Origin of the sequence: Priestia aryabhattai B8W22, assembly GCF_000956595.1 — a bacterium.
Classification (GTDB): Bacteria; Bacillota; Bacilli; order Bacillales; family Bacillaceae_H; genus Priestia; species Priestia aryabhattai.
On the sequence record NZ_JYOO01000005.1, the window covers coordinates 141,346 to 157,372 of the forward strand.

Annotated in this window: 15 protein-coding genes, 1 pseudogene and 1 other annotated feature; of the genes and pseudogenes, 4 read left to right on the forward strand and 12 right to left on the reverse strand. The window is 38.2% G+C overall.

The window, feature by feature from the left end; genetic code table 11:
• Positions 1 to 104: 104 nt before the first annotated feature.
• The 5 genes and pseudogenes from tpx to sppA form a co-directional block, all read right to left on the reverse strand.
• Positions 105 to 599 (reverse strand): thiol peroxidase, encoded by a 495-nt coding sequence (tpx, locus tag N178_RS05895; protein ID WP_028411797.1) that lies wholly within the window; start codon positions 597 to 599, stop codon positions 105 to 107.
• Positions 600 to 776: 177 nt separating this feature from the next.
• Positions 777 to 1,241 (reverse strand): GerW family sporulation protein, encoded by a 465-nt coding sequence (gene ytfJ / locus N178_RS05900; RefSeq protein WP_013085211.1) that lies wholly within the window; start codon positions 1,239 to 1,241, stop codon positions 777 to 779.
• A gap of 13 nt (positions 1,242 to 1,254) precedes the next feature.
• Positions 1,255 to 1,953, reverse strand: a complete 699-nt coding sequence (locus tag N178_RS05905; RefSeq protein ID WP_045291209.1) for a DUF2953 domain-containing protein — start codon at positions 1,951 to 1,953, stop codon at positions 1,255 to 1,257.
• A gap of 235 nt (positions 1,954 to 2,188) precedes the next feature.
• Positions 2,189 to 2,691 (reverse strand): annotated as a pseudogene (locus N178_RS05910) (RDD family protein).
• A gap of 10 nt (positions 2,692 to 2,701) precedes the next feature.
• The gene (sppA, locus tag N178_RS05915; RefSeq protein WP_045291211.1) at positions 2,702 to 3,712 is read right to left on the reverse strand and encodes a signal peptide peptidase SppA; all 1,011 of its coding nucleotides are present in this window, start codon (positions 3,710 to 3,712) and stop codon (positions 2,702 to 2,704) included.
• A gap of 149 nt (positions 3,713 to 3,861) precedes the next feature.
• Here sppA and N178_RS05920 point away from each other — a divergent pair, with 149 nt between their 5' ends.
• Positions 3,862 to 4,662 carry an NAD kinase gene (locus tag N178_RS05920; RefSeq protein ID WP_045291213.1) on the forward strand — a complete coding sequence of 267 codons (801 nt, stop codon included), beginning with the start codon at positions 3,862 to 3,864 and terminating at the stop codon, positions 4,660 to 4,662.
• Between the two features lie 23 nt (positions 4,663 to 4,685).
• On the opposite strand, the gene N178_RS05925 is transcribed toward N178_RS05920, so the two are convergent.
• The 5 genes from N178_RS05925 to ezrA form a co-directional block, all read right to left on the reverse strand.
• On the reverse strand, positions 4,686 to 6,278 hold the full coding sequence (locus tag N178_RS05925) for an amidohydrolase (protein WP_045291215.1): 1,593 nt from the start codon (positions 6,276 to 6,278) through the stop codon (positions 4,686 to 4,688).
• A gap of 123 nt (positions 6,279 to 6,401) precedes the next feature.
• The gene (locus tag N178_RS05930) at positions 6,402 to 6,590 is read right to left on the reverse strand and encodes an alpha/beta-type small acid-soluble spore protein (protein WP_013059477.1); all 189 of its coding nucleotides are present in this window, start codon (positions 6,588 to 6,590) and stop codon (positions 6,402 to 6,404) included.
• Between the two features lie 88 nt (positions 6,591 to 6,678).
• A complete protein-coding gene (gene thiI / locus N178_RS05935) occupies positions 6,679 to 7,890 on the reverse strand; it encodes a tRNA uracil 4-sulfurtransferase ThiI (protein WP_045291217.1) in 1,212 nt (403 codons plus the stop codon).
• Positions 7,891 to 7,896: 6 nt separating this feature from the next.
• The gene (locus N178_RS05940) at positions 7,897 to 9,039 is read right to left on the reverse strand and encodes a cysteine desulfurase family protein (protein ID WP_045291219.1); all 1,143 of its coding nucleotides are present in this window, start codon (positions 9,037 to 9,039) and stop codon (positions 7,897 to 7,899) included.
• Positions 9,040 to 9,315: 276 nt separating this feature from the next.
• Entirely contained in the window at positions 9,316 to 11,007 is a 1,692-nt protein-coding gene (gene ezrA, locus N178_RS05945) for a septation ring formation regulator EzrA (RefSeq protein WP_013059480.1), read from the reverse strand.
• Between the two features lie 213 nt (positions 11,008 to 11,220).
• On the opposite strand from ezrA, the gene hisJ reads away from it, so the two are divergent.
• A complete protein-coding gene (gene hisJ / locus N178_RS05950; RefSeq protein WP_045291220.1) occupies positions 11,221 to 12,015 on the forward strand; it encodes a histidinol-phosphatase HisJ in 795 nt (264 codons plus the stop codon).
• Here hisJ and refZ read toward each other — a convergent pair.
• Positions 12,007 to 12,654 (reverse strand): forespore capture DNA-binding protein RefZ, encoded by a 648-nt coding sequence (gene refZ / locus N178_RS05955; protein ID WP_013059482.1) that lies wholly within the window; start codon positions 12,652 to 12,654, stop codon positions 12,007 to 12,009. The genes hisJ and refZ overlap by 9 nt on opposite strands.
• A gap of 217 nt (positions 12,655 to 12,871) precedes the next feature.
• On the opposite strand from refZ, the gene N178_RS05960 reads away from it, so the two are divergent.
• Complete coding sequence (locus N178_RS05960) at positions 12,872 to 13,351, forward strand: GAF domain-containing protein (RefSeq protein WP_014458011.1); 480 nt, start codon at positions 12,872 to 12,874, stop codon at positions 13,349 to 13,351.
• 416 nt (positions 13,352 to 13,767) lie between these two features.
• Complete coding sequence (rpsD, locus tag N178_RS05965) at positions 13,768 to 14,370, forward strand: 30S ribosomal protein S4 (protein WP_013059485.1); 603 nt, start codon at positions 13,768 to 13,770, stop codon at positions 14,368 to 14,370.
• Between the two features lie 73 nt (positions 14,371 to 14,443).
• Here the strand turns inward: rpsD and tyrS are convergent, their stop codons facing one another.
• On the reverse strand, positions 14,444 to 15,703 hold the full coding sequence (gene tyrS, locus N178_RS05970; protein ID WP_045291221.1) for a tyrosine--tRNA ligase: 1,260 nt from the start codon (positions 15,701 to 15,703) through the stop codon (positions 14,444 to 14,446).
• Positions 15,704 to 15,776: 73 nt separating this feature from the next.
• Positions 15,777 to 15,987 (reverse strand) — a binding site (T-box leader).
• Positions 15,988 to 16,027: the final 40 nt, after the last annotated feature.

A 16,027-nucleotide genomic window follows, 5' to 3' on the forward strand; every position in this document is an offset into this window, starting at 1 on the left:
AAACGTCCTATTTGGAACATCATATTTTATCATAAAAGCTTCTTAAAACACAAAGAAGGCGAAAAACATTGTTTTCCGCCTTCTGCCGAACCTCATGGACAATCTTACTTAGCTGCTTTAGCTGCTTCGATTGCTGCTTCGTAGTTCGGATGCTCAGTTACTTCTGGTAAGTACTCAACATACGTTACGTTGTCATTTGAGTCTACTACAAAGATTGAACGAGCCAATAAGCGTAATTCTTGGATAGCTACACCATATGCTTCGCCGAAAGATAAGTCGCGGTGGTCAGATAGCGTTTGAACATTATCAATGCCATTAGCACCACACCAGCGCTTTTGAGCAAACGGTAAATCTACGCTCACTGTTAATACTTTTACGTTATCTAATTTAGCTGCTTCTTCGTTGAAGCGGCGAGTTTGCGCATCACAAACTCCAGTATCAATAGAAGGAACTACACTAATTAGGCGAACAGAACCCTTTGTGCTGTCAAGCGTTACTTCTGATAAATCATTTGCTAAAACGGTAAAGTTTGGCGCCTTGTCTCCAACCTTTACTTGATTTCCTAATAATGTTACATCGTTACCTTTAAATTTAGTCACGAATAATTCCTCCTTTAAATAAGTATGTACACTGTTCATATTAGCTTGTCTGTCTCTATATTGCAATTAAATGACATACATAATATAGCGCTGTATGCTAGAAAACATGCCCAATAAAAAAAAGCTTTGCTTGTTTCTTTTATCGTTCAAAGAAGCAAGCAAAGCTTTAGTTTATCTTTACAAATTAAAATCATTTGCACCGTCATGATGCTGATTTTGTTGATTATGATCCTGCTGATGGTTATTTCGCTTGAACATTTGCTGTACGCGTTCAATGGCTTGAGGTGCTGTATCTAAAATCTTTTCATATAAATGTGTACTTTCATTAAGGTGAAGCATTTTAATTCCGCTTCCACTTACAATTAAAAAGGCAATTGGCGTAATTGATACACCGCCACCGCTACCTCCGCCAAATGGATGACCTGATTCTTGCTGATGCTGCCCCGGAGAAGATGGTGCATGTCCTTCTACTCCAAACTCGCTTCCGCCGGCTGCAAAACCAAAACCTACTTTTGAGACAGTTAAAATAACGCTGCCATCAGGTGTTTCTACAGGATCACCAATGATTGTATTAACATCAATCATTTCCTTTAAATTCTCCATAGCTGTCGACATCAAACTTTTAATTGGATGTTCTGCCATTAAGATAACCTCCTTATGTTTTTACAGAGTGTGTCTTGTTCTTATTTGACGACTTCCATCTTTTGCGACGCTTTTTGGACGTATGCCGCCAGTATCTCAAGGTCCGTAAACCTACTAGCATAGCTTGACCAACTCGAAAAGAAATTATGCACTCAAATACCGTTTCTGACCAAAGATGTTGAAATACAGGAGTAACGCTCATTACAGGCATATCTTTTAGTTTCATATAACGGCTGATTATACCAACTATGCCCCCCTTTGCAGACCATACAGCCCCGGTAAGTACGCCTGTTAACGCAGCATCACCTAAGCCGAAACGGCTGTGCCATCTAATATCCCTTACCGTCACTTTCTGTAAGAAACGACGAAAAATTTTATGAAAACCGACTACCTGTTCAAGGAATTGCTTCGCATTTTCTAACATGCTTAGTCCGTCTTCTACAGAATAATCACTCCATGAATTCTCGTCTTCTTTTCCTTGATCACCCATTCCTTTTTTCTTTTCAATAAGCAAACGTGGAGAATCTTTTTTTACTTTCACTACCGGAATTTCATATGTATAGCGAATAAGACCGAACCAAGCTCTGAGTCTCACTCTGTAATAATCGTTATCTCGGACATGATGAAGCTCTACAAATAGCGTGATTTTTGTCCATACAATAAGTACAATAACAATTAAAAGTGCTAGCAATATCCATAAAAGCCATAGCACATCCTTCACTCCTTCTTAGCTTCACATTATCTCCAAAACAGAGAATATTAAACCTTATGAAAACAATAAAAAGAGGTTGAGACATAACGAAATGAATCCAATCAGCTGCTAGAAGGATCTACGCAAATGAAACCTGCGTTTACCCTAACAAAAAAAACGCACCACTAATCAAAAATCTTGATCAGTGGTGCGTTTTTCACTTCGTCTAAAACCCTTTTGTCCCAGCCTCTTTTTATTATCTGCTTATTGTACCTTCATGTATGACGGTTGTATCTGCGTAGTAATCATGCGCTCCTTGCTTTTTAGGTAAAAAAGCAACTAATAAATAGCCAAGTAAAAAAACTGTTTTAGAAATATAACGTCCAACTCCTTCACGAAACAGCACAACAGGCCAAGTTAAAGTGGAGTCTTTCAGCGATACTACTTTAAGCCCAAACACCATCTTTCCAAGCGTTTGTCCAAAATACTTGGTCATTAATACAAAATAACCATAAAAGATAATCACCGTTACAATCGTATAGGGAGAAAAAATCCATCTCCTTGAGGAATATCTGCTAAATGGAAAATGGGCTTGATCAGCAGGGAGTTCAAGCTAGCTACCACAGCTAGATCCAAAAGATATGCCCAAAAGCGCATCCAGAAGCCTGCATAATGAAATTCACTACCTATTGGAGCACCTACCGCTGGCTCATGTTTTATATTATTGTTTGATTCAGTTGAATGAGACTGATTTTCCATGTTCCCACCTCTATTCTGCATATAAATACATCAAGCGCGGAGAGCTTGGCTGCGCAAATGTTTTTAACATTGCGGTGACTTGTTCATCTCCACCAATCACTTTTTGCATGCTCATCGAAAGCCAAGAAGGCAGTCCGAATCCTTGATTGTATTGAATTACTTGTGCACCTTTTAACTTGTAATCTTTCTCCATTCCTTTTACCGCATCTTCAAAATAGCCTAGTTGATCGACCAGCTTCAGCTCTTTAGCCTGACGTCCATCGTACACTCGGCCATCTGCAATAGAACGCACTTTTTCTTTAGACAGGTGACGTCCTTCAGAGATAACATTGACGAAACCATCGTACGAGTTGTCTACAAGGGTTTGCATAATTTCTTTTTCTTCTCCGGTCATTTCTCTTGTTGGAGACATAATATCTTTATGAGCCCCGCTTTTAATAACAACAGATTCTACTCCCAGTTTATCAGCCAGCTTGCCGTAGTTAACGCTTTGCATAATTACACCTAATGAACCTGTTAAAGTGTCAGGGATTGCATAGATTTTAGTAGCAGCTGTTGAAATGTAATAGCCTCCTGAAGCAGCCATTGATCCCATTGAAATATACACTGGCTTTTTCGTGTCTTTCTTCAGCTCTTCAATTTTTTTATGTATTTCAGCACTTTCAACGACGCCGCCGCCCGGTGAATTCACCTTAATAATGACTCCTTTAACTGCCTTATCATTTTTTGCAGCCTCTAGCTGCTTTAAAAACGCTTGGTGGTTATAACCATTTTGGGACATAAGCGGAGAGGAACCGCTTCCTGTATCTTGAATCGTTCCATTGACCTCTAGCACTGCAATTTTCTTAGCTGCACTCCCTTTTTCGATAACTGTTTCTGATAGTTCACTGTCGTCTCCTCCAAATATGCCTGCCAGACCGTCATCTTTTTCTTCTTTGACTGAAAAACCAATATTAACAATCGCAGAAAAAATGAATAAGCAGGCCGCAATTAAAAGAGCAATCCACCTTTTTTTGTTCATGAAAATCCTCCTTTTTAGGTGTCAGAATTAAAAGATTATTCTTTTAATTCTTAAAGCAATAATGCTATAATTATTGTAACAAACTTTTTTTAAAAAGTTTACTTTATCGCTAATATTTTACATATCAGACAAACAAGGGGGAACTATCTATGCCAAATCGTCGCAACGTTTATTTCTTTCATCCAAAAAACAAGGAAACAAAAGCGCTCGTAAGTCCACTTATTGAACTTGCAAAACAATATGACTTCCATGTAGTAGACAATTTCGACAGCGCTAACATCATTGTAAGTATTGGCGGTGACGGAGCTTTCTTGCAGGCTGTCCGTCAATCTGGCTTTCGAGATGACTGCTTATATGCTGGCGTCACAACTTCAGATCAACTAAGCTTTTACTGCGATTTTCATATTGATGAAACGGATAAAATGATTGAAGCTATTACGACAGAAAATATAGAAGTACGTCGCTTTCCCGTTTTACAAACTCAAATTGATCAAGGAACTTCTTTTTATTGCTTAAATGAATGTTCCATTCGATCAGGTGTTATAAAAACATTCAGTCTAGACGTTTTTATTAACGAAAATCACTTTGAAACATTCCGTGGGGATGGGATGATTATTTCAACACCAACAGGCAGTACGGCTTATAACAAATCAGTAAGTGGAGCCGTAGTTGATCCATTAATCCCTTGCATGCAAGTCAGCGAATTGGCATCGTTAAATAACAATAACTATCGTACGTTAGGGTCTTCATTCATCCTAAGCGCTGAGCATACGCTCACTTTAAAATTATCCAATGACAACAACCACAATCCAATTATTGGAATTGATAATGAAGCATTAAATGCACGTCAAGTTGATCAAATTCAAATTCGTTTAAGCGACCGTCAAATTAAAACAGTTAAGCTGAAAGATAACTCTTTCTGGCAACGAGTTAAGCGTACATTTCTATAATAAAAAGCGCCCTTGGGCGCTTTTTATTTTTGATATACAATTTCTCCATCAATAGCAGTCATCTGCACCTGTACCCCTGGAATATCATCTACAGGTATCTCAAACAGATCTCTTTCTAATACGGTAAAATCAGCTACATAGCCCTTTTGAACATATCCTTTTTTATGCTCTTGATGAATGGCCTGCGCGCTTCCTAACGTAAACAGCTGAACAGCTTCAAATACAGTCAGTCGCTCAGACGGTGTGTAAACGACCGAGCTGTTCGGAGAAGTTTTCCTGGAAACTGCTGCATGAATCGTTAACATTGGATTGATAGGTTCAATAGGCGCATCTGATCCTCCTGCACACATAACGCCCTCGTCCAATAACGTTTTCCACGCATAGCAATAGTCTAAATGCTCTTCTCCAATTTTTTCAATGACCCATGGAAAATCACTGGCTAAAAACCGAGGCTGAATATCCAGCACAACAGGAAGCTTTTTTACACGATCAACTAAATCTTTTCGTAGAATTTGCGCATGGATGATACGATCCCTTTGCCCTGTTTGAGGAGGATATTGTTCGATGCTTTCCACTACATATTGAAACGCTAAATCCCCAATCGCATGAATTGCAACGGTCATGCCCAATTCTCTCGCTTTCCTCACTAGCTGCTTTAATTCATCTAGTGATTGAATAGCTACACCTCTTGTAGAAGGGTCGCTTTTATAAGGAAAGCTTAAAAGCGCAGATTGACTGCCGAGCGAACCATCAGCAAAAATCTTCATTGGTCCTATTTCAATAAAATCGGATGTGTCTTTCTTTCCTTCACAGTATGTATACATATCATTTACAACTTCATGATGAACAAGTAAATGAGCACGAAACAGCTGCTTTTCTTTATGAATAACGTCTTGAAATGCTTGATATGTACGCAAAAAGCCTCCATAATAATTTAAATCTTCCGTATGTCCACCCGTTAATCCGTGCTGAACACAATCTTTGATGGCTACTGAAAGCGCTTGTCGAATGTAGGCTTCTGATACTTGAGGAATATGAGCCGTTACTAATTCTTGCGCTTGATCGGCCAAAAAACCGGTAGGATTTCCAGCTTCATCCCTCTGGATAATCCCTCCTTCCGGATCACGTGTTTCAGCTGTAATCCTCGCTATTTTAAGAGCAGTCCCGTTTACTACTAATCCGTGACGACAGACTCGCTTCAACATAATAGGATGTTCAGTTGAAAGCTGATCAAGATCTTGATACTGAATCAAAGAGGAATCTTCCCACTGATTTTCATCCCACCCTTCTCCAATTACCCATTGTCCTTTTGGTGTACTCTCTACTTTTTGCCGAACGCGCATCAGCACGTCTTCCTTGGAAGTAGCTTGAGACAAATCAAGCCTAAGGAGCTTTTCACCGTGACCAATTAAGTGAAGATGGCTATCTACAAAGCCCGGATACATTGGATATCCTTTGAGGGGTACTTCTTTGTCAATCACAGCACCCCATTTGATTCTTAAATCTTCTTCTGCACCTATATCTTCAATGAATCCTTTCTCAACATATACGCTTTCTACATACTCATCTTCTTTTAGCATCGTATATATTTTGCCGCCGTAAAATAAAGTCCCCATCGCCAACATCTCCTTTACTTTATAAAGCTTGATCTTGTCTCTATTATACGTGACAAAACAAACAAGACAAAAGAGTGGGGTTTCCCCCACTCTTTTTAGCCATCATTATTTAATTAATATGACTTATTTACCACCAAGTTGTTGCTCAGCCATTTGAACTAAGCGTTTAGTGATTTCTCCACCAACAGATCCGTTAGCGCGAGCTGTTGCTTCTGGTCCAAGGTTTACACCGAATTCAGAAGCGATTTCGTATTTCATTTGGTCGATAGCAGCTGCTGAACCAGGAGCTACTAATTTGTTTGTGTTTGCCATGTGTTTTCACCTCCTTGTTGAATATAGATTGTGTCAAAACACATGGCATCATACATTATTTTTTTGGTAATTTTATGAAATTTTTCTTTTAAAACAAATCTTCTACATTGTCTGCGGTATTTGCAGCCGAAGAAGCTGTCATCTCAAGCGTTTCTACATTATTTACCGCTTCTTGAATTAATGTTTCAAAATCATAAAATTGTTCGTATCGATTTATTTTTTCACGCTTTGGCTTAGTTTTTGGTGAGCTTGGCGTAAAAATTGTACAGCAGTCTTCATACGGACGATTCGAAATTTCATGTGTATCAATTTTACGGGCAATTTCTACAATCTCCGTTTTATCCATTGTCACAAGCGGACGCAAAATTGGCGTATTCGTCACTTCATTAATCGCATACATGCTCTCAACCGTTTGACTAGCTACTTGTCCTAAGCTGTCGCCAGTTACGATAGCTAACGATTCATTTTTTTCACGAATAAGGTCCGTAATTCGAAGCATCATACGGCGTGTAGAGGTCATTGTATAATTCTCTGGAATTTGTTTTTGAATCGCTTGCTGTACAGCTGTAAACGGTACAATGTGAAGCTTTACTTTTTCGTGATAAGCCGTTAATTTTTGCGTTAAATCAATTACTTTTTGCTTAGAACGTTCACTCGTAAAAGGCGGGCTATAAAAATGAACCGCTTCTATTTCCAAGCCTCGCTTCATTGCTAAGTATCCTGCAACCGGACTGTCGATCCCTCCAGAAAGCATCAGCATTGCTTTTCCACTCGTACCAACTGGAAGACCTCCTGCTCCGCGATAATCAAAACATGTAATATACGTTGCTTCACTTCTCACTTCTACTCGTACATTTACGCTCGGTTCTTTTACGTTTACTTGTAGATGCTCTGTATTTCGAAGAACATGACTTCCTACTGCATAATTCAATTCGTTTGTATCAAGAGGAAATTGTTTGTACGCTCTCCGAGTAGATACTTTAAATGTTTTTCCTGCTATATCAAATTCTTTCATTGCTTCTAAAGCTGCTTCTTGAATCGCTTCAAGCTCATTTTCAACTTTTAATGCTAAACTAAAGCTTTGAATACCGAAGATTTGCTGAAGACGTTCAATAATAGGCTCGTGATTTTCACCGTTTAAGTGAATATACATGCGGTCTCTCGTGTATTTTACGTGAATGTTTTTGAATGCACTAAGAGCCGTTACAATGTTTTTTCTTAACTGTGCAACAAATTTCTTTCTGTTTTGTCCTTTAGTTGAGATTTCTCCGTACCGAATTAAAATATGGTTATATATCATGATCATTTACCTCATTACTTTCTTTAGATCTTCAATTACTGTGAAAATAGCATTTACAATGGGCGTTACTTCATTATAATCATTTAAGCCGGACAAGCTCAAACGAATGGACTGATCTGCTTCTTCATAATTTTTACCGATGGCTAAAAGCGTTTTACTTGGCTTTTTTCGCTTTGATGAGCAAGCAGATGTAGTGGATACAAACACTCCTTTTTCCTCAAGAGCGTGAACAAAAACCTCACCTTTAATACCTTGTGCTGTAAAATTTATAATATGGGGTGCCGAATGCTCATTCGGCGTATTAATCGTGATTCTTTCGTGAGCAGAAAGTTTGTCTATCAGTTCTGCTTTTATTTTCTGCATTTTTTGCTGATTCTGAGCTGCATGTTCAAGTGTTAAACGAAGTGCTTTAGCAAATGCCACAATTCCTGGCACATTTTCCGTGCCTGATCGATGCTGCATTTCCTGAGAGCCTCCGCTAAGTAAGGGATGAAGCTGAACTCCATTTCGCTTATATAAAATTCCCGTCCCTTTTAAGCCATGAATTTTGTGTCCTGATAATGTGCATAAATCAATTTTGTGATCCGCTAAAGAAAGCGGAACTTTTCCAACCCCTTGCACATGATCGACATGAAAAAGCACCTTCGAATAGTTCATCAGCATTTGTCCAATTTTTTCAATTGGCTGAATGGTGCCAATTTCATTATTTACATGCATAACCGATACTAAGATGGTTTCATCCGTAATAGCTGACTCAATAGCCTCAGGTGAAACAAATCCACTTGAATCTACTGGAACATACGTAACGTTAAATCCTAGTGCTTCTAACTGCTTAAATGGTTCATGAACGGAATCATGTTCAATATTTGTCGTAATGATATGCTGACCTCGGCTTTTATATTGCATCGCTACGCCTTTAATAGCCAAATTATTCCCTTCTGTTCCTCCTGATGTAAAGATAATTTCATTTGACGATACGTGCAGCAATTCTGCTACTTGCTCACGTGAACGGCTCAACAAATTCTCCGCTTGCACGCCAAATTGATGGAGGGACGATGGATTGCCATAATAAGTTGTAGCTACTTTCGTAAAAGATTGTATGACTTCATTATAGGGTTTTGTTGTAGCGCTATTATCTAAATAAATCAAGGATGCGCGCCCCCTTCTTCATTTTTTCGGAACAACGTATTATCATACCACACCTTGGTACTTTTTTAAATTAGGCTTTGCCTTAGTAATCATAACAAGTATAGACCATCTTTTCAAAAACTATTTACCACTTTATAACCAAGGTGTTGACTGGTCCTTCCCAACAGTTGCTGGCACGTTCGTAGGCTATATTATTAGTGTTTCAGAAGGTTATCATCAAACAGATAGAAAAGAAAAGCGTCAAAAAAAAGCTCGTGTCCTTTGGACACGAGCTTTTTAACTCTGTGAAGATACAATACGCTGTATACGATCAAGCGCACCAGGGTCCACTTGCTCAATAGCTGCAGATGCCTGTTTTAATGCTTCTTTATATTCATAATGACGAAATGCTTCTTCTGCTTCTTCTAAAGACTGTGCAATCGAGTGATGAGTACTTCTATAACGGTTACCGTATTGAATCACTCTTTCAACGAGTCGCGCTTCTTCTAACATTGCCTCTGTTTCATCAAATGTATCCTGAACAAAACCAACAGCATCTTCAAGTAAAGATTGAACAGCTTGAATATTAAGCGGTTTTTCTTTCAGCTTAGCGGTTACTTCATTTAAGATATGAACCGTTTTTTCAAGCTGAACTTTATATTCTTCAGGAACACCGGGAAGGTTGCTTTTTTGAATAAGGCGTCGTGCTTCAATCAACTGAGATTTCAGTTCTTCTATTTTGTCCTTAGCTGAGAGCTCATCTTTGCGAAGAGCTTGTAGCATATCGCTATAGGATTCCTGAGATTCTTTTAATTGGTTAAGCTGTTTGGAAACGTCTTCGAGTTCTTCTTGGATCACACTGTAGGCTAAATTATGCTCCGCTACCTTGTCCGAAATATTATAGTACAAGTTAGTTAATCGTTTTAGTTCGCGGTCCATTTTATAATATACGTCTAAATCGCGCTCTTTAAAATGATAGCTTTGCTGTACAAATAGCGTTTCTTCACGAAGTTCACGGTTTCGTTCTTGAAGCATACGAAGGAAGTTAGATACCGTATGAGATTCACGGTTCATTTTATGATAGGAGAAAACCTCATGCTCAAGTGAGTCATATAACTGCTCTAAGCGTTCATTAACATCATCTAGTTTTGTAATCGCTTCTTCCACATATAATTCTTCAATATCTGCAATAATTTCAGCAGTTTCTTGTTTTAAAAGCTCTACCGTTTCTTCTACTTGCAGATGATCTAACACATATCCCTGCTCACTCATTTCGCGGAACCCGTCAAGCAGTTCATTGAACTGAACAGGAAGAGTGGTCTGACACTCAACTAACACTTTTGGAATTTGTTCTAAATACGAATCAATAGCTGTTAAATCAGTTTTTAATTGAAGAACAATCTCACGTGCTTGAAGATAGTTTCCGTTAATCGTCTCTTCCTCGTATTTTTTAAACTGCTCTTTAGATGTATTAATTGCGTATTCTAACGTTTTTTCAGCATTTCCATAGGAATACCGATGTGCGAGCAATTTTTTTTTCACATGGCGGTGAAGCTGATTTAATTCCTCAATATCATATCGATTATCTTGTTCGCTACCAATTAAATTTTGAAGTTCAGTAAGTATGTTTTCAATATCTATCTTGGTTTGTTCTAAGGCTTGATCAATATGTATAGATAACTGCTTCGCTTTTTTAAATCGGTATTTATCTGCTGCTTCTTCCGTTTCAAACAGTTCTTTATCAATTTTCGGGAGATTAGTTGATATAATTTCATCCCACTGCTCACGCCAACGTTCAAATAGCTCTTCAGTTTGACCTGTCATGTTCAATTCTTTTACTTTTGAAATTTCCTCTGCAACTGGCGTATTTGCTAATTCGACTTTGATCGTTTCCAGGCGATCAATTTCTTGATAAATCTTTTTACGTGAAAACATTCCGTACACAACTAATCCGATAATGAGTATGATTAGTGCTATAATGAATTCCATACTAAGCCCCCTTACAGTGCGTTCTACATGACAAGTTTCTTATTTATAAAAAGGGTGAATTTAATCCTTTAAATTTTTTTGCGTCAATGTTTTTATGATACCATGTAAAGTCCAACTTTTGAGCAAAAAATTAAATTTTTTTATACAAAATATTGGCATGGAGTCACTTTGTGTCGTTACAATGGAAAAAGAAGAAAAAAGGAGGCATTTTTTATGAAAGTTGACAAACATATTCATACTCCATTTTGCCCACACGGTTCGCCTGATTCATTGCAACAATATGTTGAACAGGCGATTTCCCTGAACTTTGGCGAGATTTCGTTTACAGAGCATGCTCCATTACCAAAAAGCTTCATTGATCCGACGCCTGATCGAGACAGCGGAATGGCTCCTGACAAACTTGATCGCTACATTCAAAACGTACAGCAAGTAAAAAAAGAGTTTGAGCGCGATATTCGTATTAATATCGGATTGGAAGTTGACTTTATTGAAGGATTTGAACACGAAACAACCGATTTCTTAAACGAATATGGTCCTTATCTCGATGACAGCATCCTTTCTGTTCACTTCTTAAAGCACGAAGAAGGATATGACTGCCTAGATTTTAGCGCTGACGTATTTGCACATATTGTACAGAAGTTTGGCAGCGTAAGCAAAGTATATGATAAGTATTACAACACGGTATTACGCTCTGTACAGGCCAGTTTAGGCGTTTATAAGCCTAAGCGCATTGGTCATATGACACTCGTACATAAATTTCAAAGTCGCTTTCCATATGAAGACACACTTTCCCCTATTATTTTATCAATACTCGATGAAATAAAAATGAAAGATCTGGCGTTAGATTATAATGGTGCAGGATTGTTTAAACCTTTGTGCAAGGAAGCGTATCCAGCTCCCTTTGTCGTAAAAGCAGCCCAACAGAAAAAAATCCCTCTCGTATATGGGTCAGACGCCCACTGTGCGAAGGATTTAGGCCAAGGCTATGGAGAGCTCCATTTAGGATAATTGAACGCGCAGTTTGTTTGTCCGCTCATATGGCAAACATACCGTTGTGTGCACCCATTGCTCAAGCTCAATCGCATATTGCTGAACAAAATACGGTTCGTGAGGCAATATATGAAGAACTTCACTTAGATACTGAGGATGAAGATAAGGCATAGAGAGCATGCCCTTAAGTTCAATAATTGTAAAGGAAACGTGCAGCTTTCGAAACTCCTTTTCTTTCATCCCTCTTTCAAGGATTGTTTTTAAGTAGTATTTTTCCTTGGTTAAATACGTAGTCATAACTTCTCGAATTAAAATCGTGTCAAGAGAGATTTCTCTATATACGAGCCGGGCAATATGCCTATTTTCGTGCTGATAATGTAAGATAGCTCGAATCATCACGATCATACTTTCTGTTGAAGACAGCTTTTTCATTTCTTGGAACGCTTGCTCCAGCACCCCAATATAACCTTCAAAATAAGAAATCACTAAACTTTCAAGTAATCCTTCTTTGCTATGAAAATAATATGAAATATTCGCTACGTTCACTTTCGCTTTTCCTGCAATCTCGCGTACCGACGTACCATCAAAACCTTTTACGTTAAAAAGAGAAACAGCCGCATCAATAATTTTCTCTTTCGTTTTTGACTGTACAGCCATCTATCTACACCTCATTTCGATTTATTTTTACAAAACATATATGATTGCAAAATTGTGTAGAAATCGTTACAGTATTTAAAAAGGATTTTAGTAGCCTCTCTACATAATTCGTGATAGGCTTTTTAGTTCCTGTAATCTTTTATCGACAAAGTAGCGTTAAAACTGACGTTTCCTGATAAAAATTCATTAAATCTTATGTTGAATGGAGGAGAATACATTGTTTAATGTCGAAAACTACAGCGGCTCAAAACAAAAAGATTATGAATTAGTAATTAAGCAATTACGCGCCTTATTAGAAGGAGAAAGCAATACGATTGCTAATCTAGCAAATGCTTCCGCTTTGCTAAATCAATTTTTAAATGAAGTAAACTGGGTAGGTTTTTATTTAATGGAAGACGGAGAGTTAGTGCTTGGACCTTTCCAGGGACTGCCGGCTTGCGTTCGTATTCCACTTGGAAAAGGCGTATGCGGTACAGCAGCTCAAAATCAAAAAACAGAGCGAATCGAAGATGTTCACGCCTTCCCTGGCCACATTGCATGTGACGCTGCTTCTCAATCTGAAATCGTTGTACCAATTGTAAAAGACGGTCAGCTTTTAGGTGTTCTTGATATCGACAGTCCAATCAAAAATCGCTTTGATGAAATCGATCAACAGTATCTTGAAGAATTCGTCAAAGAACTTACTTCTTTTCTTTGAATATGAATAAGCAAAAAAACCGCTGCGAATCAGCGGTTTTTGCTTATTAAACAAACGTTTGATTAGCCCATCACCACCGTTTTCTTACGTTCTTTCTTCTCCTTTCATACTTCAGATGAATATATCCTTTCTTTTACATTCTTTTAATCTTCCATCTCCCTTGACTTTATACGAGGAAACACCTATAATACTCGTTGTGTGAAATATTGCAGCTTATACAATCTTCTTTATGTTTTTTCATTTTGTTCCTCATTAAAAGGTTGTTTTACAGAAGTAGCAATTCTTTTAACAAGATGGTGTATCGTGTAACTCTCTGCTGCTAGAGCGATGGTACATGAAAACAAAATGAGCATATCGCTAGAATGTGTCTGTTTTTGTTTTGCATAAAATAAAAACACAAACAAGGAGGAGTCATCATGGCTCGTTATACAGGTCCAAGTTGGAAAATCTCTCGTCGCTTAGGTCTTTCTCTAAGTGGTACAGGTAAAGAATTAGAAAAACGCCCTTACGCTCCAGGTCCACACGGCCCAGGTCAACGTAAGAAAATTTCTGAGTACGGTTTACAATTACAAGAAAAGCAAAAATTACGCCACATGTATGGTGTAACTGAGCGTCAATTCCGTAACTTATTCGTTGCTGCTGGTAAATTAACTGGTAAGCACGGTGAGAACTTCATGATTCTTTTAGAAGCTCGTCTTGATAACTTAGTATACCGTATGGGTCTTGCACGCACTCGTCGTCAAGCTCGTCAATTAGTTAACCACGGTCACGTTTTAGTTGACGGTAAACGCGTTGACATCCCATCTTACCGTGTACAACCTGGTCAAGTGATCGGTGTTCGCGAAAAATCTCGCAACCTTTCAATCGTGAAAGAAGCGCTTGAAGTTAACAACTTCGTACCAGACTACTTAACAGTAGACGCTGAGAAATTAGAAGGTACATTCACTCGCTTACCTGAGCGTTCTGAATTATCTGCTGAAATCAACGAAGCACTAATCGTAGAGTTCTACTCTCGTTAATAGTAAAAAGCCGTTCCTTATGGGGCGGCTTTTTTACTGTCTTTATATAAAAAAAAGGCCTTTCGGCCTTTTTTTATGCGTATTGAATAAGCGTATATTTTTTCTTGCCTCGACGAATTACTGTGAATTGACCTTCAATACGGTCTTCTGCACCTACTGTTTTTTGCAAATCTTGCTCGCGCTCACCGTTTAAGTAAATCGCACCGTTTGAAATATCTTCACGTGCTTGACGTTTAGAAGGAGAGATTTTACTTTCTACAAGTAAATCGATTAAACCAATATCTTCACCTGTATGCGTGTAAGAAGGAACATCCTTGAATCCTTGCTTAATTTCTTCTGCTGTTAACTCTGAAATACTTCCGCTAAATAAAGCTTGCGAAATACGAATGGCTTGCTCAAGAGCTTCTTCACCGTGTACAAGTGTAGTCATTGCTGCCGCTAGTGCTTTTTGTGCTTCGCGTTTTTCAGGAGCTTCTTTTGCAGACGCTGCTAATTCATTAATTTCTTCGTGTGATAAGAATGTAAAGTATTTTAAATATTTTATAACATCACGATCATCTGTATTAATCCAGAACTGGTAGAATTCATACGGACTTGTTTTTTCAGCGTCTAACCAAATTGCTCCGCCTTCTGTTTTACCGAACTTCGTACCGTCTGCTTTTGTTACAAGAGGAACTGTTAATCCAAATGCTTTTGCATCTTCTTCTGATTTACGAATTAATTCTAAGCCAGCTGTAATATTTCCCCATTGGTCGCTGCCGCCAATTTGAAGCTTACAGTTATACGTTTGGTATAAGTTTAAGAAATCATATGATTGTAAAATCATGTAGCTGAATTCCGTAAATGAGATGCCTGATTCGATACGAGATTGAACAGAATCCTTTGCCATCATATAGTTAATACCAAAGTTTTTACCGATATCTCGTAGGAATGTAATAACATCCAACGTGCCAATCCAGTCATAGTTATTCGCAATAACTGCTGCATTTTCACCTTCTTCAAAATCTAAGAAACGTGAAAGCTGACCTTTTATACGCTCACTAAACATGGCAACCGTTTCTTTTTCATTTAACGTACGCTCTGCTTTTTTACCGCTTGGATCTCCAATAAGACCCGTACCTCCACCAACTAATGCAATCGGTTGGTGTCCAGCTTGTTGAAAGCGACGCAAAATTAAAACAGGAAGCATGTGGCCGATGTGAAGACTGTCGGCTGTCGGATCAAATCCGCAGTACAAACGAACAGACTCTTTACTCAAAAGTTCACTTAAACCTTTTTCATCCGTTTGTTGGTTAATGAGCCCTCGAAACTCAAGATCTTGTAAAATATCCATGTTATATTCTCTCCTTTATCTAATTGCTCGTTACAATTTGTTGAACAACATAAAAAACGCCCCTTCTTAAAAAAGAAGGGACGAAAATATCGCGGTACCACCCTATTTGGAAATAAATTATTTCCCACTTAAATGATGTAACGGTCTACCCGTCTTTTGCTACTGTAAGTTCACAAAAGATGCTCAAGGACGTATTTCATATTTGTCTATGTACTGATTTTCAGCAACCATCAGCTCTCTTAAACAGGGAGACAAGTATTACTTCTTCCTATCACTGCAGTTTATTTTATTCAAAAGTTTACACCCCACAATTATGAATGATTT